At 66.8% G+C, this 22840-nt stretch carries 17 protein-coding genes; 11 read left to right on the top strand and 6 right to left on the bottom strand.

From position 1 onward, the window contains the following. Positions 1-110: 110 nt before the first annotated feature. The 4 genes from FHT19_RS14190 to FHT19_RS14175 form a co-directional block, all read right to left on the bottom strand. Entirely contained in the window at positions 111-1445 is a 1335-nt protein-coding gene (locus FHT19_RS14190; RefSeq protein ID WP_248290474.1) for a chloride channel protein, read from the bottom strand. Between the two features lie 245 nt (positions 1446-1690). Continuing rightward, the gene (gene rplL, locus FHT19_RS14185; protein ID WP_110763792.1) at positions 1691-2065 is read right to left on the bottom strand and encodes a 50S ribosomal protein L7/L12; all 375 of its coding nucleotides are present in this window, start codon (positions 2063-2065) and stop codon (positions 1691-1693) included. Positions 2066-2143: 78 nt separating this feature from the next. Then, on the bottom strand, positions 2144-2659 hold the full coding sequence (gene rplJ / locus FHT19_RS14180; RefSeq protein ID WP_168555813.1) for a 50S ribosomal protein L10: 516 nt from the start codon (positions 2657-2659) through the stop codon (positions 2144-2146). A 340-nt stretch (positions 2660-2999) separates the two neighbouring features. Further along, a complete protein-coding gene (locus tag FHT19_RS14175; RefSeq protein WP_169475645.1) occupies positions 3000-4205 on the bottom strand; it encodes a GGDEF domain-containing protein in 1206 nt (401 codons plus the stop codon). A 446-nt stretch (positions 4206-4651) separates the two neighbouring features. Here FHT19_RS14175 and rpoB point away from each other — a divergent pair, with 446 nt between their 5' ends. Next, positions 4652-8815 carry a DNA-directed RNA polymerase subunit beta gene (gene rpoB / locus FHT19_RS14170; protein ID WP_169475644.1) on the top strand — a complete coding sequence of 1388 codons (4164 nt, stop codon included), beginning with the start codon at positions 4652-4654 and terminating at the stop codon, positions 8813-8815. Between the two features lie 94 nt (positions 8816-8909). Beyond that, the gene (gene rpoC / locus FHT19_RS14165) at positions 8910-13190 is read left to right on the top strand and encodes a DNA-directed RNA polymerase subunit beta' (RefSeq protein WP_168555816.1); all 4281 of its coding nucleotides are present in this window, start codon (positions 8910-8912) and stop codon (positions 13188-13190) included. 223 nt (positions 13191-13413) lie between these two features. Here the strand turns inward: rpoC and FHT19_RS14160 are convergent, their stop codons facing one another. Together FHT19_RS14160 and FHT19_RS14155 are read right to left on the bottom strand one after the other, a co-directional pair. Next, the gene (locus FHT19_RS14160) at positions 13414-13800 is read right to left on the bottom strand and encodes a polymer-forming cytoskeletal protein (RefSeq protein ID WP_168555817.1); all 387 of its coding nucleotides are present in this window, start codon (positions 13798-13800) and stop codon (positions 13414-13416) included. Then, positions 13787-14980: a M23 family metallopeptidase gene (locus FHT19_RS14155; protein WP_248290473.1), complete on the bottom strand. Its 1194-nt coding sequence runs from the start codon at positions 14978-14980 to the stop codon at positions 13787-13789. Before FHT19_RS14155 ends, FHT19_RS14160 begins: the two co-directional genes overlap by 14 nt. 191 nt (positions 14981-15171) lie before the next feature. Between FHT19_RS14155 and FHT19_RS14150 the strand changes: the two genes are divergently transcribed. From FHT19_RS14150 to FHT19_RS14110, 9 genes are all read left to right on the top strand, one after another. After that, the gene (locus tag FHT19_RS14150; protein ID WP_168555818.1) at positions 15172-16452 is read left to right on the top strand and encodes a glutamate-5-semialdehyde dehydrogenase; all 1281 of its coding nucleotides are present in this window, start codon (positions 15172-15174) and stop codon (positions 16450-16452) included. Positions 16453-16460: 8 nt separating this feature from the next. Next, positions 16461-17183 (top strand): nicotinate-nucleotide adenylyltransferase, encoded by a 723-nt coding sequence (locus tag FHT19_RS14145; protein WP_248290472.1) that lies wholly within the window; start codon positions 16461-16463, stop codon positions 17181-17183. Between the two features lie 157 nt (positions 17184-17340). Further along, positions 17341-17739 carry a ribosome silencing factor gene (gene rsfS, locus FHT19_RS14140; RefSeq protein WP_169475642.1) on the top strand — a complete coding sequence of 133 codons (399 nt, stop codon included), beginning with the start codon at positions 17341-17343 and terminating at the stop codon, positions 17737-17739. A gap of 78 nt (positions 17740-17817) precedes the next feature. Next, on the top strand, positions 17818-18243 hold the full coding sequence (locus tag FHT19_RS14135; RefSeq protein ID WP_168555821.1) for a 23S rRNA (pseudouridine(1915)-N(3))-methyltransferase RlmH: 426 nt from the start codon (positions 17818-17820) through the stop codon (positions 18241-18243). A 14-nt stretch (positions 18244-18257) separates the two neighbouring features. Next, positions 18258-19472 carry a peptidoglycan DD-metalloendopeptidase family protein gene (locus tag FHT19_RS14130; protein ID WP_248290471.1) on the top strand — a complete coding sequence of 405 codons (1215 nt, stop codon included), beginning with the start codon at positions 18258-18260 and terminating at the stop codon, positions 19470-19472. A gap of 146 nt (positions 19473-19618) precedes the next feature. Then, entirely contained in the window at positions 19619-20953 is a 1335-nt protein-coding gene (locus FHT19_RS14125; protein WP_168555823.1) for a S41 family peptidase, read from the top strand. Positions 20954-20974: 21 nt separating this feature from the next. After that, positions 20975-21469 carry a disulfide bond formation protein B gene (locus tag FHT19_RS14120; RefSeq protein ID WP_169475641.1) on the top strand — a complete coding sequence of 165 codons (495 nt, stop codon included), beginning with the start codon at positions 20975-20977 and terminating at the stop codon, positions 21467-21469. A gap of 4 nt (positions 21470-21473) precedes the next feature. Beyond that, positions 21474-21989: a demethoxyubiquinone hydroxylase family protein gene (locus FHT19_RS14115; protein ID WP_168555825.1), complete on the top strand. Its 516-nt coding sequence runs from the start codon at positions 21474-21476 to the stop codon at positions 21987-21989. A 196-nt stretch (positions 21990-22185) separates the two neighbouring features. After that, entirely contained in the window at positions 22186-22827 is a 642-nt protein-coding gene (locus FHT19_RS14110; protein ID WP_246866066.1) for a hypothetical protein, read from the top strand. Positions 22828-22840: the final 13 nt, after the last annotated feature.

The raw sequence follows: 22840 nt of genomic DNA, 5'->3' as shown, positions 1-22840 counted from the left end.
CGCGCCATTCGCTGGCGGCATGGGGCCCGGCCAGATCGGGCGAAGTGGGAAGCGTGGCTGCGGTCATGCCGCCGGCCATAGGGGCTGGGCGGCGCGGGGGAAAGGAAAAGTCAGTGCGTCTTTTGGGGCGAGCCGGCATCGCCCGCAGGTGCGCGAAAGGCGTGGCTGAGCGCGTGATAGAGCTTTTCCGGACAGACTTGCGCACTCACCTGGTCGGCCACCAGCGCGGCGGCGAACAGCGGCAGGATCATCGCGCGATCGGCGGTCATTTCCATCACGATGATCACGGCGGTGAGCGGCGCGCGGGTGACGCCGGCAAAGTAGGCGATCATGCCCAGCATGGCGACGGCGCCGGAATATTCGGGCGGAAACAGCAGGCCCACCCACTGGCCCAGCCCGGCGCCGACCGAGAGCGAGGGCGCAAAGATGCCGCCCGGCGCGCCGCTGAGCGCAGTGGCAAGCGAAGTCACGAACTTGGCCGGGCCGAACCACAGCGACGTATCGGCGCCCGAGAGCAGGCCACGCGTGGTGCCATAGCCGGTGCCCCAGGCCAAACCACCCGAAGCCGGCCCGCCAGGGCCCAGGCCCTGCGTGGCCACGCCCACCACCGCCACGATCAGGCCAAGCCCGGCGGCCAGCGCCACGGGACGCGCGCGCAAGGCGCCGATCCAGCCGTGATCGATGGTGCCAAAGCGGCTGAGCACGCGGGCAAACAGCCCCCCGGCCAGGCCCCCGGCCACGCCCGCGCCCAGCGCGGCGATCAGCGCGGGCACGATCGGCACATGCTGGCTCATCGCGCCGAAATAGACATAGTCGCCCGCCAGGCCGAGGCTGACCAGGCCCGCCGTCATCACCGCCAGCATGACCAGCAGCGCCAGGCGCTGTTCAAAGGCGGAAGCCAGCTCCTCGATGGCGAAAGCGACCCCGGCCAGCGGCGTGTTGAACGCCGCCGCCACCCCCGCCGCGCCCCCGGCGATGATCACCCCGGCGCCGATCGGCACGCGCAGCCAGCGATGCACCGCGACCATGATTGCCGCGCTCAATTGCACGGTGGGCCCTTCACGGCCAACCGATGCCCCGCCCAGCAGCATGGCCAGGGTGCCGGCCACTTTGGCCAGCGCGGTGCGCAGCGACAGCAGTGGCGCCATGGCGGGATGGTGCGGCGCCTCGGCCGCGGCCATGACCTGGGGAATGCCCGAGCCACGCGCGGCGGGCCAGCGGTGCCGGGTGAGCCAGGTCACGCCCACAAAAATCGCCGGGGTCAGCACGATCGGTGCCAGCGGATAGGCGGTGACCAGGCGGGTGAACAGCGCCTGGGCGGCTTCCCCGGCGCGCGCGAAGAATATGGCGGCCAGGCCCAGCGCCAGCGCCCCGCCCAGCGCGGCCATGCGCGGTTGCAGGTTCCTGGCGGCGGCGAGCGGTTTTTCAAGACGGGGGGCTGGCATGGCCAAGGGCCTAGCGCGCATGGACCTGAATTTCGCCTGAAAGTTTTGGAAAAAGCCCCTCCACCATCCGCTGCGCGGGCGGTCCCCTGCCCATCGCTACGCGATAGGGAGGATCAATGTCCTCCCCATGCAATGGAGAGGAGGACCGCCGCGAAGCGGTGGTTGAGGGGCACTTGGCACAAAGAAAAAGGGCGAGCCCTGCGGCCCGCCCTTTCTCTTTTTCGTCGGGAAGAACCCGAAGAAGATTACTTGATTTCGACGGTGCCGCCGGCTTCTTCGATCTTCTTCTTGATTTCTTCGGCTTCAGCCTTCGACACGCCTTCCTTGACGGCCTTGGGAGCGCCTTCGACCAGGGCCTTGGCTTCGGTCAGGCCGAGCGAGGTGATCGCGCGGACTTCCTTGATGACCTGGATCTTCTTGCCGCCGTCGCCGGTCAGGATGACGTCGAATTCGGTCTTTTCTTCAGCAGCGGGAGCTGCTTCACCGGCGGGGGCAGCGGCCACGGCCACGGCAGCAGCGGCGCTCACGCCCCATGCTTCTTCCAGAGCCTTGGCAAGGTCGGCAGCTTCGAGAACGGTGAGCTGCGACAGTTCTTCAACGAGCTTGGCGATATCGGCCATGATGTTTCACTCCGTTAATATGTGGCGCCCGGATGCCGCACGGTGCGGCACGCTCGGGCAGAAGTCGTTTGAACCGGCTCAGGCCGCGTCCTTCTCGGCATAGGCGTTGAAGACGCGCGCCAGCTTCGCCGCCGGAGCGGTGGTGAGCTGGGCGATCTTCGTGGCCGGAGCCTGGACGAGACCGATAAGCTTGGCACGCAGTTCATCGAGCGAGGGCATCGTGGCCAGGGCCTTGACACCATCGGGGCTGAGAACCTGCGAACCCATCCCGCCACCGACGATTTCGATCTTGTCGGTGGTCTTGGCGAACTCGACGATCACCTTGGCGGCGGCGACGGGATCAGCCGAGGCAGCGATGGCGGTCGGCCCGGTGAAGAAATCACCAATGCCTTCGTAATCGGTGCCCTGGATGGCAAGCTTGGCAAGACGGTTCTTCGCAACCTTGTAGGTCGCACCGGCCTCGCGGATCTTCGTGCGCAGGGCGGTGGACTGGGCCACCGTCATGCCGAGGTTGCGGGTGACGACCACCGCGCCGGCCTCGGAGAAGACCTCGTTGAGGAAAGCGACCGATTCGGCTTTTTGCGAACGATCCATGCCTTACTCCTTCACAATGGCCGCGCGAGGGGCGAGCCCCCGTGCAGCCGGCTACGTTTGTCCCGGGCCGCAAGCGACCTGGGGCGAGTCCGTTCGACAAGGGAAGGAGGTTGCGCGGGGGGTAAAGCCACCGCGGTGGGCGCCACGATCCGAAAACGGAGCGCGCGGCCGTGAAATCTCTTTTCCCCGCCTAGGTCGGAAATTAAGCCTGGCAGCCAGGCACCGACGGTCTCGGACGGATGAGCGACAGGCAAAGCCGTCGTTCGGGTGCGGCCCCTAGCAGATGCGGGCAGGGAGTCAAGCCGTGCCGGGACGGCGCGGCGCGCGGCCAAGCCGTCGGTTATGCCGGGGCGGTGGCGGTTCCGGCATAACCGGCGCGCGCGGCCGGGCCGGTGGCGGCAGGTGCGGCCTTGACCACGCAGCAGTTCCGCCCCGCGCTCTTGGCCTGATACAGCGCCTGGTCGGCACGGCGCAGCGCGGGATCGAGCGTGGTTTCACCCACGCCCACGCCCGAGACGCCAAAGCTGGCGGTGACCGGAAAATCGCGGCCAAGCAGGCGTTGTGCGCGCAGGGCGAAATCGCGCCGCACCGATTCGGCCAGATCGGCGGCGGCATTGGCCGCGCCGCCACTGCCGAGCGCGCCCTGGGGCAGGTAGATCACGAATTCCTCTCCGCCAAAGCGGGCGGCAAAGGCGCGGGCGGGCAGGTGCGCATCGACCGCGGCAGCCATCTGCGCGATCACTTCGTCGCCGCGGTGGTGGCCAAAGCGATCGTTGACGGCCTTGAAGTGGTCGATGTCGCACACGATCACCGCGGCGCCGGCGCGCTCGTGGCTGCTGCGCCCGGCCAGCGCTTCGTCAAAGCCGCGACGGTTGAGCAGCCCCGTCAGCGGATCGCAGATCGCCCAGTCGCGATAGCGCATGAGCACGCCGATCATGACCGAGGCGAGCGCCGCCATGGCGAACGCCACCCCGATGAGGGAGCCGGTGACCTGGTACCAGAAGGCATAAGCCGTGACGGGGAAATTGGCGATGCCGCCACTGGCCAGCCAGCGAATGGCGATCACGCGCAGCGTGCAATCTGTCACCACCACCCAGCTCATCGCCACCAGGGCGCGATCGCCGCTGCGCCGGGTGCGCCCGCGGGCAAGCAGCAGCGGCACGGCCAGCAGCAGCGCGCAGCCCACGTCGGACGCCACCAGGTGCAGGCGCAGGCTGTCGGCAGCCACGCCCCAGGCGCTCGCCGCCGTGCTGCCCACGGCAATCGCGGCGCGCAACGCCATGTGGTTGCGGCGCAGGCCGAAATGTTCGCACAGGGCCTGGCCGAAACAGAAGAACGCCGCGGCAAAGACGGCGGTGGCGGCAATCGCGCGCCCTTCCACCGGCATCAGCAGGGCCAGTGCCGGCATGGCAAAGCCACTGGCGCTGCAGAGAAAGCCGCCCGCCCACCAGCCGGCGCTGGACACCCGCCAGCGGCCGGCCAGCACGGCGGCAACGCCGAAGGCAACCTGCATGACCGGCAAGATGAAGGCGAATCTGTCGTTCATGAATCCGGCAAGCGAGAGGGTGGCTTGCGCAGGCTTTGCTGCACGCGCGTCCTGCCTATGGGATCAGGGTAAACAGAACGCAAACGGCTGGCCCGCCCGAACGATGATTTTAGCGCTAAAATGGGGGTTCTTTAGAATTAATTACAGTTGGCCGGCGCGCAGGCGGCGCAAGTGTGGCGCGCCCCTTTGACTTTGCCCGGGCCAAAGCCTATATGGCGATGCAACACCTGCTGCTTCGAGCAAGACTTTCCCATGCGCGGGGGAAGGTTCACGGAAGGAGGCAGCGGGCATCGGCATGACGCGAAGGCTGCGGGCCATGGGTATCCGGACAAGGGTTCCCTGGGCAACGTGGCCTCTTTTGCGTTCATGCCGTGCCAATCGCCGCGCATGGCAGAATTTCCGCCGGTCTGCACCGGCCCGACTTAGCAAAGAGGCATAAACCTCCCATGGCAACCAAGGCTCCAGCCCGCGCCGGCCTGAAGAAGCGCATCCGCAAGATCTTCGGCGACATCCACGAAGTGGTGCAGATGCCGAACCTGATCGAGGTTCAGCGCGAATCGTACGAGCAGTTCCTGCGCTCCGATCCGGCCACGGGCTATGTCTCGGGCCTGGAAAAGACGCTGCGTTCGGTGTTCCCGATCCAGGATTTCGCCGGCACGGCCAGCCTCGATATCAAGGAGCGCGACGGCTATGTGCTGGAAGCGCCCAAGTACGACGTGAACGAATGCCGCCAGCGCGGCATCACGTATGCTGCGCCGATGAAGGTGACGCTCAAGCTCGCGACGTTCGAAGTGGACGCCGAAACCGAGACCAAGAGCCTCATCGATATCAAGGAGCAGGACGTCTACATGGGCGATATCCCGCTCATGACCGACAACGGCACCTTCATCATCAACGGCACCGAGCGCGTGATCGTGTCGCAGATGCACCGTTCGCCGGGCGTGCTGTTCGACCATGACCGCGGCAAGACGCACTCTTCGGGCAAGTACCTGTTTGCCGCGCGCGTCATTCCCTATCGCGGCTCGTGGCTCGATTTCGAATTCGACGCCAAGGACATCGTCAACGTGCGTATCGACCGCAAGCGCAAGCTGCCGGTCACCGCGCTGCTCTATGCCCTGGGCCTCAATGGCGAGCAGATCCTCGACCACTTCTACAACAAGGTCACCTGGGTGCGCGCCGAAGGCGGCTGGAAGGTGCCTTTCGTGCTCGACCAGTGGCGCGGCGCCAAGCCGACGTTCGACATCGTCGATGCCGCTTCGGGCGAAGTGGTGTTCCCGGCCGGCCAGAAGATCAGCCCTCGCGCTGCCAACAAGGCGGCCAAGGACGGCTTGCAGTCGCTGCTGATCCCGACCGAGGAAATCTTCGGCCGCTATGCCGCCAAGGACCTGATCGACGAATCGACCGGCCGCATCTGGATCGAAGCCGGCGATGAAGTGGCGCCGGAAAACCTTGACGTGCTCGACCGCGCCGGGGTGGACCAGCTCGACCTGCTCGACATCGACCACGTCAGCACCGGCCCGTGGATCCGCAACACGATGAAGGCCGACAAGGCCGAAGATCGCGACCACGCCCTGGCCGACATCTATCGCGTGATGCGCCCCGGCGAACCGCCGACGCGCGAAACCGCCGAAGCCCTGTTCGACGGCCTGTTCTTCGATGCCGACCGCTACGACCTTTCGGCCGTGGGCCGCGTCAAGCTGAACATGCGCCTGGGCCTGGATTGCCCCGACACGATCACCACCCTGCGCACCGAGGACATCCTCGCCGTGGTCAAGGAACTGGTGAACCTCAAGGATGGCAAGGGCGAAGTCGACGACATCGACAACCTCGGCAACCGTCGCGTGCGTTCGGTGGGTGAGCTGCTGGAAAACCAGTACCGCGTCGGCCTGCTGCGTATGGAACGCGCGGTCAAGGAACGCATGAGCTCGGTCGACGTGTCGACCGTGATGCCCAACGACCTGATCAACGCCAAGCCGGCGGTGGCCGCGGTGCGTGAATTCTTCGGCTCGTCGCAGCTGTCGCAGTTCATGGACCAGACCAACCCGCTGTCGGAAGTGACGCACAAGCGCCGCGTCTCGGCCCTCGGGCCGGGCGGTCTGACGCGCGAACGCGCAGGCTTCGAAGTGCGCGACGTTCACCCCACGCACTATGGTCGCATCTGCCCGATTGAAACGCCCGAAGGGCCGAACATCGGCCTGATCAACTCGCTCTCGACCTTTGCCCGCGTCAACAAGTACGGCTTCATCGAAACGCCGTACCGCAAGGTGCTGGACGGCAAGGTCTCGTCCGAAGTGGTCTACCTTTCGGCCATGGAAGAGCAGAAGCACACGGTGGCGCAGGCTTCGGCGGAAATCACCGGCGACGGCTCGTTCGTGGAAGAACTGGTTTCGGCCCGCCAGAACGGCGAATTCGTGATGGCGCCGCGTGAAACCGTGACGCTGATGGACGTCAGCCCCAAGCAGCTCGTTTCGGTGGCCGCCTCGCTCATTCCGTTCCTGGAAAACGACGACGCCAACCGCGCGCTGATGGGCTCGAACATGCAGCGCCAGGCGGTGCCGCTGGTCAAGGCCGATGCGCCGTTCGTGGGCACCGGCATGGAAGAAACCGTGGCGCGCGATTCGGGCGCCGCGATCGCCGCGCTGCGCGGCGGGATCGTCGACCAGGTGGACGCGACGCGTATCGTGATCCGCGTGACCGGCGATGTCGAACCCGGCAAGTCGGGCGTGGACATCTACACCCTGCAGAAGTTCGAGCGCTCCAACCAGTCCACCTGCATCAACCAGCGCCCGCTGGTGAGCGTGGGCGATATCGTCGAAAAGGGCGATATCCTGGCTGACGGCCCCTCGACCGAGTTCGGCGAACTGGCCCTCGGGCGCAACGTGCTCGTCGCGTTCATGCCCTGGAACGGCTACAACTACGAAGACTCGATCCTGATCAGCGAGCGCATCGTCAAGGAAGACGTCTTCACCTCGATCCACATCGAGGAGTTCGAAGTCATGGCCCGCGACACCAAGCTTGGGCCCGAAGACATCACTCGCGACATTCCCAACGTGGGCGAGGAAGCGCTGCGCAACCTCGACGAAGCGGGCATCGTCTACGTGGGCGCCGAAGTGCACCCCGGTGACATCCTCGTCGGCAAGATCACGCCCAAGGGCGAATCCCCGATGACGCCGGAAGAAAAGCTGCTTCGCGCGATCTTCGGCGAAAAGGCGTCTGACGTGCGCGACACCTCGCTGCGCCTGCCGCCGGGCGTTTCGGGCACGATCGTGGACGTGCGCACCTTCAACCGCCACGGCATCGAGATCGACGACCGTACCCGCGCCATCCAGAACGAGGAAATCGAACGCCTCGCCAAGGACCGCGAAGACGAGCGCGCGATTTTGAACCGTGCGACCTTCAACCGCCTGAAGGACATGCTGCTGGGCCAGGTGGCCACCGCCGCGCCCAAGGGCATCAAGAAGGGCGTTGAAATCGACGAGCAGATCCTGGCCGACGTGGAACGCCACGAATGGTGGAAGTTCGCCGTGGCCGACGATCTGCGCCAGCAGCAGCTCGAAGCGACCAAGGGCCAGTACGACACCGCGATCAAGGCGATCCAGGAGAAGTTCGAGGACCGCAAGGAAAAGCTGGAGCGCGGCGACGAACTGGCGCCGGGCGTGCTCAAGATGGTCAAGGTCTTCGTCGCGGTGAAGCGCAAGCTGCAGCCGGGCGACAAGATGGCCGGCCGCCATGGCAACAAGGGCATCATCAGCCGCATCCTGCCCCAGGAAGACATGCCCTTCCTGGAAGACGGCACCCCGGTCGATTTCGTGCTCAACCCGCTGGGCGTGCCTTCGCGCATGAACGTCGGGCAGATCTTCGAAACCCACCTGGGCTGGGCCGCACGCGGCCTGGGCCACAAGATCGGGGCGGCGCTCGACGCCTGGCGCGAAGCCAATCCCGATCCGCAGGCCGGTGAGCCGCCCGAAGCGGTGCGCGAACTGCTGCTCGACATCTATGGCGACAACTACGTCGAAGAGATCAAGGCACGCAGCGACAGCGAAATCGTCGAACTGGCCCAGAACGTGCGCAACGGCGTGCCGATGGGATCGCCGGTGTTCGACGGCGCCGTGGAAGCCGACGTGACCGCCATGCTGCGCAAGGCCGGGCTGGACGAATCCGGCCAGGTGACGCTGTATGACGGCCGCACCGGCGAAGCCTTTGACCGCAAGGTCACCGTAGGCTGCAAGTACGTGCTCAAGCTGCACCACCTGGTGGACGACAAGATCCACGCCCGTTCGATCGGCCCCTACAGCCTCGTCACCCAGCAGCCGCTGGGCGGCAAGGCCCAGTTCGGTGGCCAGCGCTTCGGGGAAATGGAGGTCTGGGCGCTCCAGGCCTATGGCGCGGCCTACACGCTGCAGGAAATGCTCACGGTCAAGTCCGACGACGTTGTCGGCCGTACCAAGGTCTATGAAGCGATCGTCAAGGGTGACGATACGTTCGAGGCCGGCATTCCCGAAAGCTTCAACGTGCTGGTCAAGGAAATGCGCAGCCTGGGTCTCAACGTCGAACTCTCGTCGCTCGACGACGAAGGCGACGAGGACGGCCTGGCCGAGGCAGCCGAATAAGCCGGTTTGGCGCGGCGGCGGGGTTTGCATCCCCCGCTGCCGCCGCCCCGGCTAGCCGCATGCACAGGATTTCCCTCCCAGTGAGGATCACGCAATGAACGACCTGACCAAATTCACCAACCAGCTGCCCAAGCCCGAAACGTTCGACCAGATCCAGATCGGCCTGGCCTCGCCCGAGCGCATCCGCAGCTGGTCCTTCGGCGAAATCAAGAAGCCGGAAACGATCAACTACCGCACGTTCAAGCCCGAGCGTGACGGCCTGTTCTGCGCCCGCATCTTCGGCCCCGTGAAGGACTACGAGTGCCTGTGCGGCAAGTACAAGCGCATGAAGTACAAGGGCGTCGTCTGCGAAAAGTGCGGCGTGGAAGTGACTGTGACCAAGGTGCGCCGCGAGCGCATGGGCCACATCGAACTGGCCGCCCCGGTTGCGCACATCTGGTTCCTGAAGTCGCTGCCCTCGCGCATCGGCCTGCTGCTCGACATGCAGCTCAAGCAGCTCGAACGCATCCTCTACTTCGAAAGCTACGTGGTCATCGAGCCGGGCATTACCCCGCTTGAACGCTACCAGCTGCTGACCGAAGACGAACTGCTCGACGCGCAGGACGAATATGGCGAAGACGCCTTTTCGGCCGGCATCGGCGCCGAGGCGGTCAAGCACATGCTCATGGACCTCGACATGGTCCAAGAGCGCGAAGACCTGCTCAAGGAACTCGCCGAGACCAAGTCGGAACTCAAGCCCAAGAAGATCATCAAGCGCCTCAAGGTGGTGGAATCGTTCATCGATTCCGGCAACCGCCCGGAATGGATGATCCTCGACGTGGTGCCGGTCATTCCACCCGAACTGCGCCCGCTGGTGCCGCTCGACGGTGGCCGCTTCGCCACCTCGGACTTGAACGACCTCTATCGCCGCGTGATCAACCGCAACAACCGGTTGAAGCGCCTGATCGAGCTGCGCGCGCCCGACATCATCGTGCGCAACGAAAAGCGCATGCTGCAAGAAGCGGTCGACGCGCTGTTCGACAACGGCCGCCGTGGCCGCGTGATCACCGGCGCCAACAAGCGTCCGCTCAAGTCGCTGTCCGACATGCTCAAGGGCAAGCAGGGCCGCTTCCGCCAGAACCTGCTCGGCAAGCGCGTGGACTATTCGGGCCGTTCGGTCATCGTGACCGGGCCGGAACTCAAGCTGCACCAGTGCGGCCTGCCCAAGAAGATGGCGCTCGAGCTGTTCAAGCCGTTCATCTACGCGCGTCTTGACGCCAAGGGTCTGTCGATGACCCTGAAGCAGGCCAAGAAGTGGGTGGAAAAGGAACGCAAGGAAGTCTGGGACATCCTGGACGAAGTGATCCGCGAACACCCGGTCATGCTCAACCGTGCGCCCACGCTGCACCGTCTGGGCATCCAGGCCTTCGAACCCGTGCTGATCGAAGGCAAGGCGATCCAGCTGCACCCGCTCGTCTGCTCGGCCTTCAACGCCGACTTCGACGGGGACCAGATGGCCGTCCACGTGCCGCTTTCGCTGGAAGCCCAGCTGGAAGCGCGCGTGCTGATGATGTCGACCAACAACATCCTCTCGCCCGCCAACGGCAAACCGATCATCGTGCCTTCGCAGGACATGGTGCTGGGCCTCTATTACCTGTCGATGGACCGCAAGGGCGAGCCGGGCGAAGGCATGCTGCTGGCCGACATGGCCGAAGTGCACCAGGCGCTGTTCGCTGGCGCGGTCACCATGCACACCAAGATCGTGGCGCGCGTGCCGCAGACCGACGAGAACGGGAAGACCTATCTCAAGCGGTATGAAACCACGCCGGGCCGCATGCTGATCGGCGAGTGCCTGCCCAAGAGCCACACGGTGCCCTTCGAGCTGGTCAACCGCCTGCTCACCAAGAAGGAAATCGCCGACGTCATCGACCAGGTCTATCGCCACACCGGCCAGAAGGAGACTGTCCTTTTCGCCGACGCGATCATGAGCCTGGGCTTCCGCAACGCGTTCAAGGCGGGCATCTCGTTCGGCAAGGACGACATGATCATCCCCGCCACCAAGGACGCCTTCGTGGCCGAGACCAAGGAACTGGTCGCGGACTATGAGCAGCAGTACCAGGACGGCCTGATCACCCAGCAGGAAAAGTACAACAAGGTGATCGACGCCTGGAGCCGTTGCGGCGACCAGGTGGCCAACGCCATGATGGACGAAATCCGCGCCACGCCGAGCGACGAGCACGGCCGTGAAAAGCCGATCAACTCGATCTACATGATGAGCCACTCGGGCGCGCGTGGTTCGCCAACCCAGATGAAGCAGCTGGCGGGTATGCGCGGGCTGATGGCCAAGCCTTCGGGCGAGATCATCGAAACCCCGATCATCTCGAACTTCAAGGAAGGCCTGACCGTCCTTGAATACTTCAACTCGACCCACGGCGCGCGTAAGGGCCTGGCCGATACCGCGCTCAAGACGGCGAACTCGGGTTACCTGACCCGCCGTCTGGTCGACGTGTCGCAGGACTGCGTGGTGACGGTCAACGACTGCGGCACCGAGCGGGCGCTGGAAATGCGCGCGATCGTGCAGGGCGGTTCGACCATCGCTTCGCTGGGCGAACGTATCCTGGGCCGCACCCTGGCCGAGGACATGATCGAGGCCAAGACCGGCAAGGTGATCTGCGAAAAGGGCACGCTGCTGGATGAAGCCGCCGTGGCGCGCATCGAAGCGGCCGGCGTACAATCGGCCCGCATCCGTTCGCCGCTGATCTGCGAAGCGCCCCAGGGCGTGTGCGGCACCTGCTATGGCCGCGACCTCGCGCGCGGTACGCCGGTGAACATCGGTGAAGCGGTCGGTGTCATTGCCGCCCAGTCGATCGGTGAACCCGGCACGCAGCTGACCATGCGCACGTTCCACATCGGTGGCGCGGCGCAGGTGAACGAACAGTCGCACCTGGAATCGATCTGCGACGGTACCGTGCACTATCGCGACATCCCGACGATCACCGACAGCCGCAATCGCCGCCTGTCGCTGGCGCGCAACGGTGAAATCGTGATCATGGACACCGACGGCCGCGAACGCGCCATGCACCGCGTGCCTTATGGTACCCACCTGCTGCACGAAAACGGTGCGACGGTGGCCCAGGGCCAGCGCCTGGCCGAGTGGGATCCGTTCACCCTGCCGGTGATCACGGAAAAGCCCGGTATCGTGCGCTACCAGGACCTGATCGACGGCCGCACCCTGACGGAACAGGTCGACGAAGCGACGGGCATCGCCCAGCGCGTCGTTACCGAAAACCGTGCCGGTGGCCGCGCGAAGAAGGAAGACCTGCGTCCGCGCCTGACCCTGCTCGACGATGCCTCGGGTGAATCCGCGCGCTACATGATGGCGCCGGGCACCACCCTGTCGGTGGAAGACGGCCAGGAAGTCCAGGCCGGTGACGTGCTGGCCCGTGCCAGCCGCGAAGCCGCCAAGACCCGCGACATCACCGGGGGTCTGCCGCGCGTGGCCGAGCTGTTCGAGGCGCGCAAGCCCAAGGACAACGCGATCATCGCCAAGATCTCGGGCCGGATCGAGTTCATTCGCGACTACAAGGCCAAGCGCAAGATCGCGATCATCCCGGAAGAGGGCGAACCGGTCGAGTACCTGATCCCCAAGTCCAAGGTGATCGACGTCCAGGAAGGCGACTACGTCAAGAAGGGCGACAACCTGATCTCGGGCTCGCCTGATCCGCACGACATTCTGGAGGTTCTCGGCGTCGAGGCCCTGGCGGAATACCTCGTGGCGGAAATCCAGGAAGTCTACCGCTTGCAGGGCGTGAAGATCAACGACAAGCACATCGAGGTGATCGTTCGCCAGATGCTGCAGAAGGTGGAAATCACCGATGGCGGTGACACCACCCTGCTGCCGGGCGAGCAGGTTGACCTTGAGGAAATGAACGAGACCAACGCCAAGCTGCCGGGGGGCTCGCGCTTCGCGGAAGGCAAGCCGGTGCTGCTGGGCATCACCAAGGCTTCGCTGCAGACGCGTTCGTTCATCTCTGCCGCGTCGTTCCAGGAAACCACCCGCGTGCTCACGCAAGCGGCGGTCGAAGGGAAGCGCGACAGCCTGATCGGCCTCAAGGAAAACGTCATCGTCGGCCGGCTCATTCCCGCCGGTACCGGCGCTGGCATGAACCGCATGCGCGTGGCGGCCAACAGCCGCGACGCTGCCCTGCGCGCTGCCAACCGTCGCCTTCAGGAAGCCCTGATCGCGCCGCGCACGGCCGCCGAAGAGCATGCCGCCGAACTGGCCCAAGGCCCCGAAGCGGCGATCGGCAACGATCCGCTGGCGGCTGTCGAGGGTGAAACCCACGGCACCGATGCCGATGCGGCCGATTACCTGATCAAGGGCGACGAGGACTGATCCTCGACGCCTGGTCAGATGGCTGACAAACGAAAACCCCGCCGGGCGACCGGCGGGGTTTTTCGTTTGCGGGTCTGGGGTGAGGCTTCGCCCCTCCGTCAGGCCTACGGCCTGCCACCTCCCCGCCAAGCGGGGAGGACCTGCCAGATCCTCCCCATGCAATGGGGAGGGGGACCGCCCGCGCAGCGGGTGGTGGAGGGGGCAATGGCGGAGGGGCCTGTACTCAGGCCGAAGTGCGCACCGCGATCAGGCTGTCGGGCACGGCGGCGGCGGCATTGGCGCCGCGCGGGGCAAAGCGGCCCTCCACGCGGGCGCCCTGTTCGATGGTGAGCGTGTCATAGCCGACGTCACCCACGATGCGCGCGGTGCGGGTAATGACCAGGTCGGCCACGCTCACCGCCCCGTTGACCGTGCCGGCCAGGCGGGCGTTGCGCGCGGTGATGGCGCCGGTGATCACGCTGCTTTCGCCCTGGACCAGCGCGGCGCAGGCCACGTCGCCTTCGATCTTGCCGTCGATGTGCAGGTCGGCCTCGGCGGTGATGTCGCCGCGCACGGCCAGGTCTGCGCCGAGCACCGAGAAAGTGGCCGGTGCCCGATCAGGGGTGGTCATGGCCGGCTTCTTTGAAAACATCGGGTAGAGTCTCCAGGAAGGGGCGCGGATCGACCGGGCGATCGGCGATGCGCACTTCGAAATGCAGATGCGGGCCGGTGGAGCGGCCGGTGCTACCGATCTTGCCGATTTCCACGCCGGGGCCCACGCGCTGGCCGGGCCGCGCCTCGATCCGCGACATGTGGGCATAGCGCGTGACCAGGCCCTGGCCATGGTCCACTTCCACGCAATTGCCATATCCGGAGCGGACGCCGGCAAAGCTGACCACGCCTTGGGCGGCGGCATAGATCGGCGCGCCGATCGGTCCCTTGAAATCGAGGCCGGGATGGAACGCGCCACCGCCGGTGAAGGGATCGGCGCGATAGCCAAAGCCGCTGGAGATATAGTCGGCACTGGCGGGCAGGGCATGGGGCAGGCGCGCCAGCCCCTGTTCCAGCGCGGACAGGCGCGTCATGGCCTGGCCCAGGCGGGCAAGCGCAGGATCATCCTGGCCGAGCGCGATCAGCGGGCCGCCCATGGCGCGGCGATTGGCCAGCCGCAAGGGCGCCACTTGCGCCGGGTTGAGACCGACGCGGCGGATGGCGGTTTCGGCCTGCGTGGCGCGGGCATCGGCATAGTGCGTGAGCGCCGCCACGAAGGCCGCCTGCCGCCCGGCAAGGCGCGAGAGCGTGGCGGCTTCGGGCGCGCCATTGAGCGACAAGGGCTTGCCGTCGGTGGCGCTGGCCTCGGCCGGCGGCAGATCGCCCAGCTGGCCCTTGACCATGGTTTCGATCATGTCCTGCCGGCGCTGCAGGTCTTGCAGCGCGCCGGCCACGCCGCCCTTGGTGCGGGCCATGTGCTGTTCGGCCTGGGTCACGGCGGCTTCGCGCTGGCGCAGGGCAGCAAGATCGCGCTGGGCAAGAACCTGGCCGACCAGCATGGCGATCATCACCCCCAGCCACACCAGCAAGGCCAGCGCCGCGCCCGCCGCCACGCGCATCTGCAGGCGGCCGGACAGGCGGATGAAGCGCACTTGGCCGTGCGCGCGCATGAAGAACTCGCGATCGGGAAACCAGCCGCGTACCTGCGCCGGCGCAGCCGCCAGGCGCACGCGGAGGCGGCGCAGGCGGGTGCCGGGCGTGGCGCCGGCCGCAGGGGCGGGACCCACGCGGCGCGCGGTTTCGGATTTGGCAGACGGCAAGATTTCCAGCGACCCCGCAAGACAAGACGTGTTGACGACCCCTGGGGCGCGGCGCTTATCGAGCGGGAACCCGGGAGTCGAATCCGCAGGCGCCAGGCCGGGGCGGGCCGTGCCTGGGTGGCGATGAATCGTTTGCAATGCCCCGCGCGCCCGTGACAGCGCGGGCCAGCAATGGTAAGCCCCGCGCCACTATGTCGACCAAGCCCCAGGAAATCGCCCTCGAGTCTCCCGAGCAGCTGGTGGAGCGCCTTGCCCGCGCTGGCCGTGCTGCGCAGCGTGAACTGGCGCGCATGCCGGCGCCGGCCAAGGAAGCCGCGCTCAAGCTGGCGGCCGATGCGCTGCGCCGCGCTGCGCCGGAAATCCTGGCGGCCAATGCCATCGACATGGCCAATGGCGTCACCCGCGGGTTGACCGCGGCGCTGCTTGACCGGCTCAAGCTGGACGAAGGCCGCGTGGCCGCCATGGCCGATGCCGTGGCGCAAGTGGCCAGCCTGGCCGACCCCGTAGGCCAGGAAATCGACCGCGTTACCCGCCCCAACGGCATGATCCTGTCGCGCGTGCGCGTGCCGATCGGGCTGATCGGGATCATCTACGAAAGCCGCCCCAACGTGACGGCTGATGCTGCCGCGCTCTGCGTGCGTTCGGGCAATGCCGCCCTGCTGCGCGGCGGCAGCGAGGCGGTCCATTCCAACCGTGCGATCCACGCCGCCCTGGTGGCGGGCCTGGTCGAAGGCGGCGTGCCGGCCGAGGTGGTGCAACTGATGCCCACCCAGGATCGCGCTGCCGTTGGCGCCATGCTGACCGCTGCGGGCCTGATCGACATGATCGTGCCGCGCGGCGGCAAGAGCCTGGTGGCCCGCGTGCAGGCCGATGCCCGCGTTCCCGTGCTGGCGCACCTTGACGGCATTTGCCACACCTTCGTCCATGCCGGCGCCGACCGGGCGATGGCCGAAGCGATCGTGCTCAATGCCAAGATGCGCCGCACCGGCATCTGCGGGGCGATGGAAACCCTGCTGATCGACGCGACTTATCCCGCCGCGGCCGCGCTCGTCACCCCGCTGATCGAGGCCGGCTGCGAAGTGCGCGGCGATGCCCGCGCCCGCGCGATCGATCCGCGCATCGTGCCCGCGGCCGACAACGACTGGGACACCGAATACCTCGATGCGGTGCTGTCTGTTGCAGTGGTCGATGGGTTGGACGCCGCGCTGGCGCATATCGCGCGCCATTCCTCTGGCCACACCGACGCGATCGTGACGGCCGATGCCGATGCGGCCGCGCGCTTCCTGGCCGAAGTGGACAGCGCCATCGTGATGCACAACGCCTCCAGCCAGTTTGCCGATGGCGGCGAATTCGGGCTGGGCGCGGAAATCGGCATTGCCACCGGGCGGCTGCACGCACGCGGCCCGGTCGCGCTGGAAGGGCTGACCACGTACAAGTGGCTGGTCCACGGCAGCGGGCAGGTTCGCCCCTGAAACACGGCTTGCCCCGGCTGACCGGCCTTTTGGGCGGCAGCTTCAACCCGGCGCACGGCGGCCATCGCCGGGTGAGCCTGTTTGCGCGCGCGGCGCTGGGGCTGAACGAAGTGTGGTGGCTGGTTTCGCCGGGCAATGTGCTCAAGCCCGCCCAGGGCATGGCGCCTTTGCCCGCGCGGGTCGTCTCGGCCCGGCGGCAGGCCCGCCGTGCGCCGATTCGGGTGACGGCGATCGAGCGCGAACTGGGCACCCGGTTTACCGTCGATACGCTGCGCGCGCTGGTGCGCCGCTATCCGCGTCGACGCTTTATCTGGTTGATGGGAAGCGATAATCTTGCCCAGTTCCACCGCTGGCGGGACTGGCGCGGGATCGCCCGCACCATGCCGATTGCGGTTATCGCGCGTCCGGGCTATGATGGCGCTGCGATGGCGAGCCCCGCCATGGTATGGCTGCGCCGATGGCGCCGGCGGTGCAGGCAGGAAAGTGATGGCGCTCTTTGGTCCGTTTGTGGGCCAGCAGGGGGTGCCGCCCTGAACGCCAGTATCCCGCACGATCCGATGCCTCGCGCCCCAGCGCTTGTCATCCTGCGGTTCGATCCCGATCCCCGCTCCGCCACGGCCTTGCGCCAGGCAGAGCCCGATTGGGCCGACCACGTTTCCGCAAACGGCCTGCGCGATGATGTGACTCATACTCGCATCGTGCAAATGCCTGGCGGAAGGAGCGGACACTGAGCGTCCTGGCTGCCATCCCTGCTTTCCGGCACGCCTGTCCGGTACTTCGGCTTTCCCGCCGCGCGCCCTGGCGCAAGGCGGTTTTGTCGTTGGATCGCAATGGGCGACCGGGCGTTGCGAACATAGCCATCTTTCAACCGGAGTTCACCGCAATCCAATGACCAGTGCCCAACCCCAGCCGGCAGATGCCGGCGCCGCTGTCTCGGCCCCTTCTGCCGGCGTGCCTGCCAGCCTGTTCGACCTTGTCCTGCAATCGCTGGATGATGACCAGGCCCAGGACGTGGTGTCGATCCCCCTGGAAGGCAAAAGCTCGATCGCCGATTACATGGTGATCGGATCGGGTCGCTCCACCCGCCAGGTCGCTGCCATGGCGCAGAAGCTGGCCGAGCGCATCAAGCACGCCGGTTATGGCCACGTGCGCATCGAAGGCCTGCCCGCCGCCGATTGGGTGCTGATCGATGCCGGTGACGTGGTCGTTCACCTGTTCCGCCCCGAAGTGCGCAGCTTCTACAACCTGGAGCGCATGTGGGGCTTCGGCGACGCCGGCTCTGCCTGATGATCTCTTCCCCCTCCTCGTCAGGGGAGGGGGCCAGGGGGTGGCGGAAGCCCAGCCCAACGCCAGACACGGACATCCATGCTCCTCCACATCATCGCCCGGGGAAAGATCGGCCGCTCGCCCGAGGCGGAACTGGTCGATCGCTATGGCAAGCGGGTGACCTGGGGCTTCAAGGTGACCGAGCTGCCCGACCGGGGCGGCGCCGTGCCGCCGGTGACCGCCAGCCCCACCCGCACCGTGGTGATGGACGAGCGCGGCAAGCAATTGGCTTCAAGCGAATTTGCCAAAGTGCTGGGCCGCTGGCGCGACGACGGCGTGCGCGAGGCACGCTTTCTCATCGGCGCCGCCGATGGGCACGATGAAGCCCTGCGCGAGAGTGCCGACCTGCTGATCGCATTTGGCGCGGCAACATGGCCGCACATGCTGGCCCGCGCGATGCTGGCCGAGCAGCTGTGGCGCGCCACCAGCATCATCGCCGGCCACCCCTATCACCGCGAGGGATGATGCCAGCAAGGACCATGAACGCGCGTCGCTCGCTGGTCCTTGCGGCCCTGCTGCTGGCGCCGCTGGCGCTGTGGCAGATCGCCGGGGCCGATCCGGCGCCTTCCTACCAGACCAGGGGCGAAGCCGCTGCGGCGCTGGCCCGCGCGCAAGGCGCGCTGGTCGAAGCGCGCACCCGCGGCGAAAAGCTGGAGGCCCAGGCCCAGGCTGCCACCGCGGCGGCCGACAAGACCGCGCAGGAAGCTGCCGCGATTGCTGCGCGCATCCAGCAATCCGAAGCCGAAATCCGCCTGAGCGAAGCCAAGATCGCCTTGATCGACCAAGAGCGCGCCGACTTGCGCCTGCGCATTGCCGCGCGGCAGGAACCGGTGGTGAGGCTGACCGCCGCGCTGCAGCTCTTTGCCCGCCGGCCGCTGGCGTTCAGCCTGCTGCGCGCGGATTCGCTGCGTGACACGGTCTATCTGCGCGCGGTGCTGGAAACGATGGTGCCCGAAGTGCGCCGCCGCACCGCCACCTTGCGCGGCGCGATCGTGCGCGGGCGCGCCTTGCAGGAACAGGCTGGCAGCGAGGCGGCGCGCCTGCGCGCCAGCCAATCCGGTCTGGCCGAGCGGCGCCAGCAACTGGCCGCGCTGGAAAGTCGCCAGCGCATTGCCAGCCGTGCCGCCAGCGGCACCGCCAGCCGCGAGGCCGACCATGCCCTGGCCCTGGCCGAGGAAACGCGCGACCTGGCGGCCCTGATGGAACGCCTGGGGCGGGATGGGCAGATGCGCGACCTGCTGGCCGCGCTGCCCGGCCCGATGCAGCGGCCCGACCGGCCCGGCGCGGTGCTGATGGTGGAAGACGCCGATCCCCTGCTGCGCACCGGCACGCCCCTGGTGTGGATCCTGCCGGTATCGGGCCGCGTGGTCACCGGCTTTGCTGAAGCGAGCGCAGCGGGCCCGGCGCAAGGCCTGTCCATCGCGCCCTTGCCATCGGCGCAGATCGTCGCGCCGGCGGCCGGGCGTGTGGCCTTTGCCGGTTCCTACCGCGGTTATGGCCAGATCGTGATCGTGGAGCATCCGGGCGGATGGACGTCGCTGGTCACGGGCCTGGGGCGGATCGATGCGGCGGTGGGCGATCGCGTGGTGCAAGGCTCGCCCCTGGGGATCGCCGCCCCGGCCAATCCGCTGGTCGGCGTGGAACTGCGCAAGGATGGCGTGCCGGTCAACCCGCTGGTGGCCCTGCGGAATTGATCGGCAACAAGGCGCGCCGGGGTTCCACCGGCCAAACGGGAATCCGGTGTCGCTCCATCTGGCATTCAGGCTTGCGGGGCTATACAAGCGGGCAGATTGGCGCTCGTCGTGCCAGCATGCCCCCTATCTAAGGTTCGATTGCAAACATGGCACAACCGCTTGCTTCCCTGCTGCGTGCAACGGCCCTGGTCACGGCCGTGGCGGTTTTGCCCGTGGCCACGGCCGGCCTGGCGGCGGTGGATTCCCGCACCGGGCCGCAGTTCCAGAAGCTCGAGCTGGTCTATGAAAAGATCAAGGAAAACTATGTCGAGCCGGTGGACGACGACACCCTGATCAAGGGCGCCATCGATGGCATGCTGGCCACGCTCGATCCGCACAGCGCCTATCTGGAAGCCCGCGATTTCGAGAACCTGCGCACCCAGACCGAAGGCGCCTATGGCGGCCTGGGCCTGTCGGTCACGCTCGATGACGGCGCGGTCAAGGTCATCGCGCCGATGAAGGGCACGCCGGGCGACCTGGGCGGCATCAAGGCCGGCGACTATATCACCCACCTCGATGGCAAGCTGATCTACGGCGGCTCGCTCGACGATGCGGTGGACCAGATGCGCGGTGTGCCGGGCACCAAGATCAAGCTGACGGTCTATCGCCCGGGCCGCGACGAGCCGCTCGATCTCACGCTCACCCGCCAGGTGATCAAGCTGCGCCCGGTGGAATGGAAGGTGAAGGACAACATCGGGGTGATCTCGGTGTCGAGCTTCAGCGAAAACGTGGGCAGCGAAGTGGCGCAGGCCGTGCAGGCGATCCGCGCCCAGTTGGGCAACAACCTGGCTGGCGTGGTGCTCGATCTGCGGGGCAATCCCGGCGGCCTGCTCAATGAAGCGGTCTCGCTGTCCGACGATTTCCTCGACAAGGGCACGATCGTCTCGCAGCGCGGGCGCGATCCGCAGGACAACGACATCTATTCCGCCCACCCCGGCGACGTGGCGCGCGGCTTGCCGATGATCGTGCTGATCGACGAAGGTTCGGCCTCGGCCTCGGAAATCGTCGCCGGCGCCTTGCAGGACCAGCACCGCGCGCTGATCATGGGCCAGCGCAGCTTTGGCAAAGGCAGCGTGCAGACGTTGATCCAGCTGAGCAAGGATGCCGCGCTCAAGCTGACGACGGCGCGCTATTACACGCCTTCGGGCCGTTCGGTGCAGGAAGGCGGGATCGAACCCGACATCGCCGTGCCGCAGATTTCCGATCCCGACCTGCGCAAGCGCGCGCTCCGCTCCTACCGCGAAAGCGACCTGCGCCGCCACCTGATCAACGAGATCAAGGAGGACAAGGATCTGGAGAAGGACAAGATCGACGATCCGCGTTTCAAGATGACGCCCGAGGAGCTGAAGGCCAAGGGCATCGACGATTTCCAGCTCTACTATGCGGTGCAGACGCTCAAGCGCACGGCGCCCGGCGCGCTGCTGGCCCTGCGCAAGCGCTGATACAGACTGCGGACCTTGAAGATGAGCACGGACATTCGCAATTCTCCCCTGTCGCTGGCGCATGCCCTGGCGCTGGGCGTGCCGCTGGTGGCCATGGGCACCGCGCTGGTGGCGCAATATGGCTTTGGCCTGCCCCCGTGCGAGATGTGCTGGTGGCAGCGCTATGGCCACCTCGCGGCGATCGCGCTGGCGATCCTGGCTCTGCTGCGCCGCGGCCGGCCCGAAGCGCGCTGGCTGGTGGCGCTGGCTGCGCTGGGCATCCTCTCGAGCGGGGTGATCGGTGCGTTTCACGCCGGGGTGGAGTATCATTGGTGGGAAGGGCTCACCACCTGCTCGTCCAGCCATATCGAGGGCGATCCGCTCGCTGCGATCATGGCCGCGCCGCTGGTGCGCTGCGATACTCCGGCCTGGACCATGCTGGGCGTGAGCATGGCCGGCTTCAATTTCCTGTTTTCCACTCCGGCGGCGCTGGCAATCTTGGGATTGCTGGCCAAGAGCCGCGCCAAGGGAGCCTGAAGCGATGACTCGTCCCGACACTGCACGCATGATCCGCGTGGACCAGGCCGGCGAATTTGGCGCCACCCGCATCTATGCCGGGCAACTGGCGGTGATGGGCGATCGCGGCCCGGATTCGGCCGAAATCGTGGAAATGGCGCGGCAAGAAGCCGATCATCGCGCCAAGTTCGACGCCATGATCGTGGCACGTGGCGTGCGGCCCACCGCGCTGCAGCCGGTGTGGAATGTTGCCGGGTTTGCCCTGGGCGCGGCCACCGCGCTGCTTGGCCCCAAGGCGGCCATGGCCTGCACCGCGGCGATCGAAACCGAAATCGACCGTCACTATACCGAGCAGCTGGAGGAACTGGGCGATACCGACCCGGAACTGGCCGCCACGATCCGTGAATTCCGCGATGACGAGCGCGCCCACCGTGATGCGGCGCTGGCGGCCGGGGCGGAACAGACGCCGGCCTATCCGCTGTTGTTCAACGCCATCCGCCTGGGATGCCGCGCCGCGATCAAGCTGTCGGAACGGATTTGAAAATACCGGTGGCCGGCGGGGGAGCGGACGAAGCATCGTGCGGAAAAGCGGGAACCGGTTTTTCGCAAAACGATGCGATGACGAAAGCCCGCTTCGTGCGTTGCCCCTTCATCTATCATTCACCGCCCCGCCGCCTTATGGTGGGGTGAACCGGGGGCGGCCTGCGATCGCCTCACCCGCTGGAGACGAACCGACAATGCGCCTTGCTGCCACATCTTCGCGCCTGACGGTGCGCCTTGGGGTTCCGGCCCTGCTGCTGGGCGGGCTGCTCATGGGGGCAACGCCGGCTTTGGCCGCGCAGGGCGCCACGCGCGGCCCCGCCACCCAGCCGGTGGAAGAAGGGCCGGTGCAGGGCGATGAAAAGGTCAACCAGCTGATCATCTATGGCGATGATCCCTGCCCGGTTTCCACGGCCGAGCAGATCACCGTCTGCGCGCGCAAGGACGAAGCGGAACGCTATCGCATCCCCACGCCGCTGCGCGACAATCCCAACGATCCCAAGAACCAGACCTGGACCGACCGGGTGAAAGCCTATGAAACCGTGGGTGCGGCCGGGATCAACTCGTGCTCGCCGGTCGGCTCGGGCGGGGCTTCGGGCTGCACCATGCGCCTGATCAACCAGGCCTATGCCGAAAAGAAGCAGGGCAGCGACGTGCAGTTCGGCAAGTTGATCCAGGAAGAGCGCGAACGCCGCCTTTCCACCATCGACAAGGACGCGGCCGCCGAACAATCGCGCGTGGAACAGCTGGAAAAGGAATACGACGCCCGCCTGGCGCGCGAGCGCGACGGCGAGACGACGCCGGCGCCGACCCCCGCCGCGCCGCCTGCATCGAACTGACCCATAGAAAAAG

Source organism: Novosphingobium sp. SG919 (assembly GCF_012932495.1).
GTDB classification, from domain to species: Bacteria; Pseudomonadota; Alphaproteobacteria; order Sphingomonadales; family Sphingomonadaceae; genus Novosphingobium; species Novosphingobium rhizosphaerae.
The sequence above is the reverse complement of the archived record's forward strand: the minus strand, read 5'-3'. Positions and strand labels throughout refer to the sequence as shown.

Excerpts from the sequence above, each read along its gene's own strand:
- FHT19_RS14110 (WP_246866066.1), top strand. The coding sequence starts at position 22,186 with ATGCGCCTTGCTGCCACATCTTCGCGCCTGACGGTGCGCCTTGGGGTT.
- rsfS (WP_169475642.1), top strand. The coding sequence starts at position 17,341 with ATGACCAGTGCCCAACCCCAGCCGGCAGATGCCGGCGCCGCTGTCTCG.
- FHT19_RS14190 (WP_248290474.1), bottom strand. The coding sequence starts at position 1,445 with ATGCCAGCCCCCCGTCTTGAAAAACCGCTCGCCGCCGCCAGGAACCTG.
- FHT19_RS14175 (WP_169475645.1), bottom strand. The coding sequence starts at position 4,205 with ATGAACGACAGATTCGCCTTCATCTTGCCGGTCATGCAGGTTGCCTTC.
- rpoB (WP_169475644.1), top strand. The coding sequence starts at position 4,652 with ATGGCAACCAAGGCTCCAGCCCGCGCCGGCCTGAAGAAGCGCATCCGC.
- FHT19_RS14135 (WP_168555821.1), top strand. The coding sequence starts at position 17,818 with ATGCTCCTCCACATCATCGCCCGGGGAAAGATCGGCCGCTCGCCCGAG.
- FHT19_RS14160 (WP_168555817.1), bottom strand. The coding sequence starts at position 13,800 with ATGACCACCCCTGATCGGGCACCGGCCACTTTCTCGGTGCTCGGCGCA.
- rplL (WP_110763792.1), bottom strand. The coding sequence starts at position 2,065 with ATGGCCGATATCGCCAAGCTCGTTGAAGAACTGTCGCAGCTCACCGTT.
- FHT19_RS14120 (WP_169475641.1), top strand. The coding sequence starts at position 20,975 with ATGAGCACGGACATTCGCAATTCTCCCCTGTCGCTGGCGCATGCCCTG.
- FHT19_RS14125 (WP_168555823.1), top strand. The coding sequence starts at position 19,619 with ATGGCACAACCGCTTGCTTCCCTGCTGCGTGCAACGGCCCTGGTCACG.
- FHT19_RS14115 (WP_168555825.1), top strand. The coding sequence starts at position 21,474 with ATGACTCGTCCCGACACTGCACGCATGATCCGCGTGGACCAGGCCGGC.
- FHT19_RS14130 (WP_248290471.1), top strand. The coding sequence starts at position 18,258 with ATGAACGCGCGTCGCTCGCTGGTCCTTGCGGCCCTGCTGCTGGCGCCG.
- rpoC (WP_168555816.1), top strand. The coding sequence starts at position 8,910 with ATGAACGACCTGACCAAATTCACCAACCAGCTGCCCAAGCCCGAAACG.
- FHT19_RS14150 (WP_168555818.1), top strand. The coding sequence starts at position 15,172 with ATGTCGACCAAGCCCCAGGAAATCGCCCTCGAGTCTCCCGAGCAGCTG.
- rplJ (WP_168555813.1), bottom strand. The coding sequence starts at position 2,659 with ATGGATCGTTCGCAAAAAGCCGAATCGGTCGCTTTCCTCAACGAGGTC.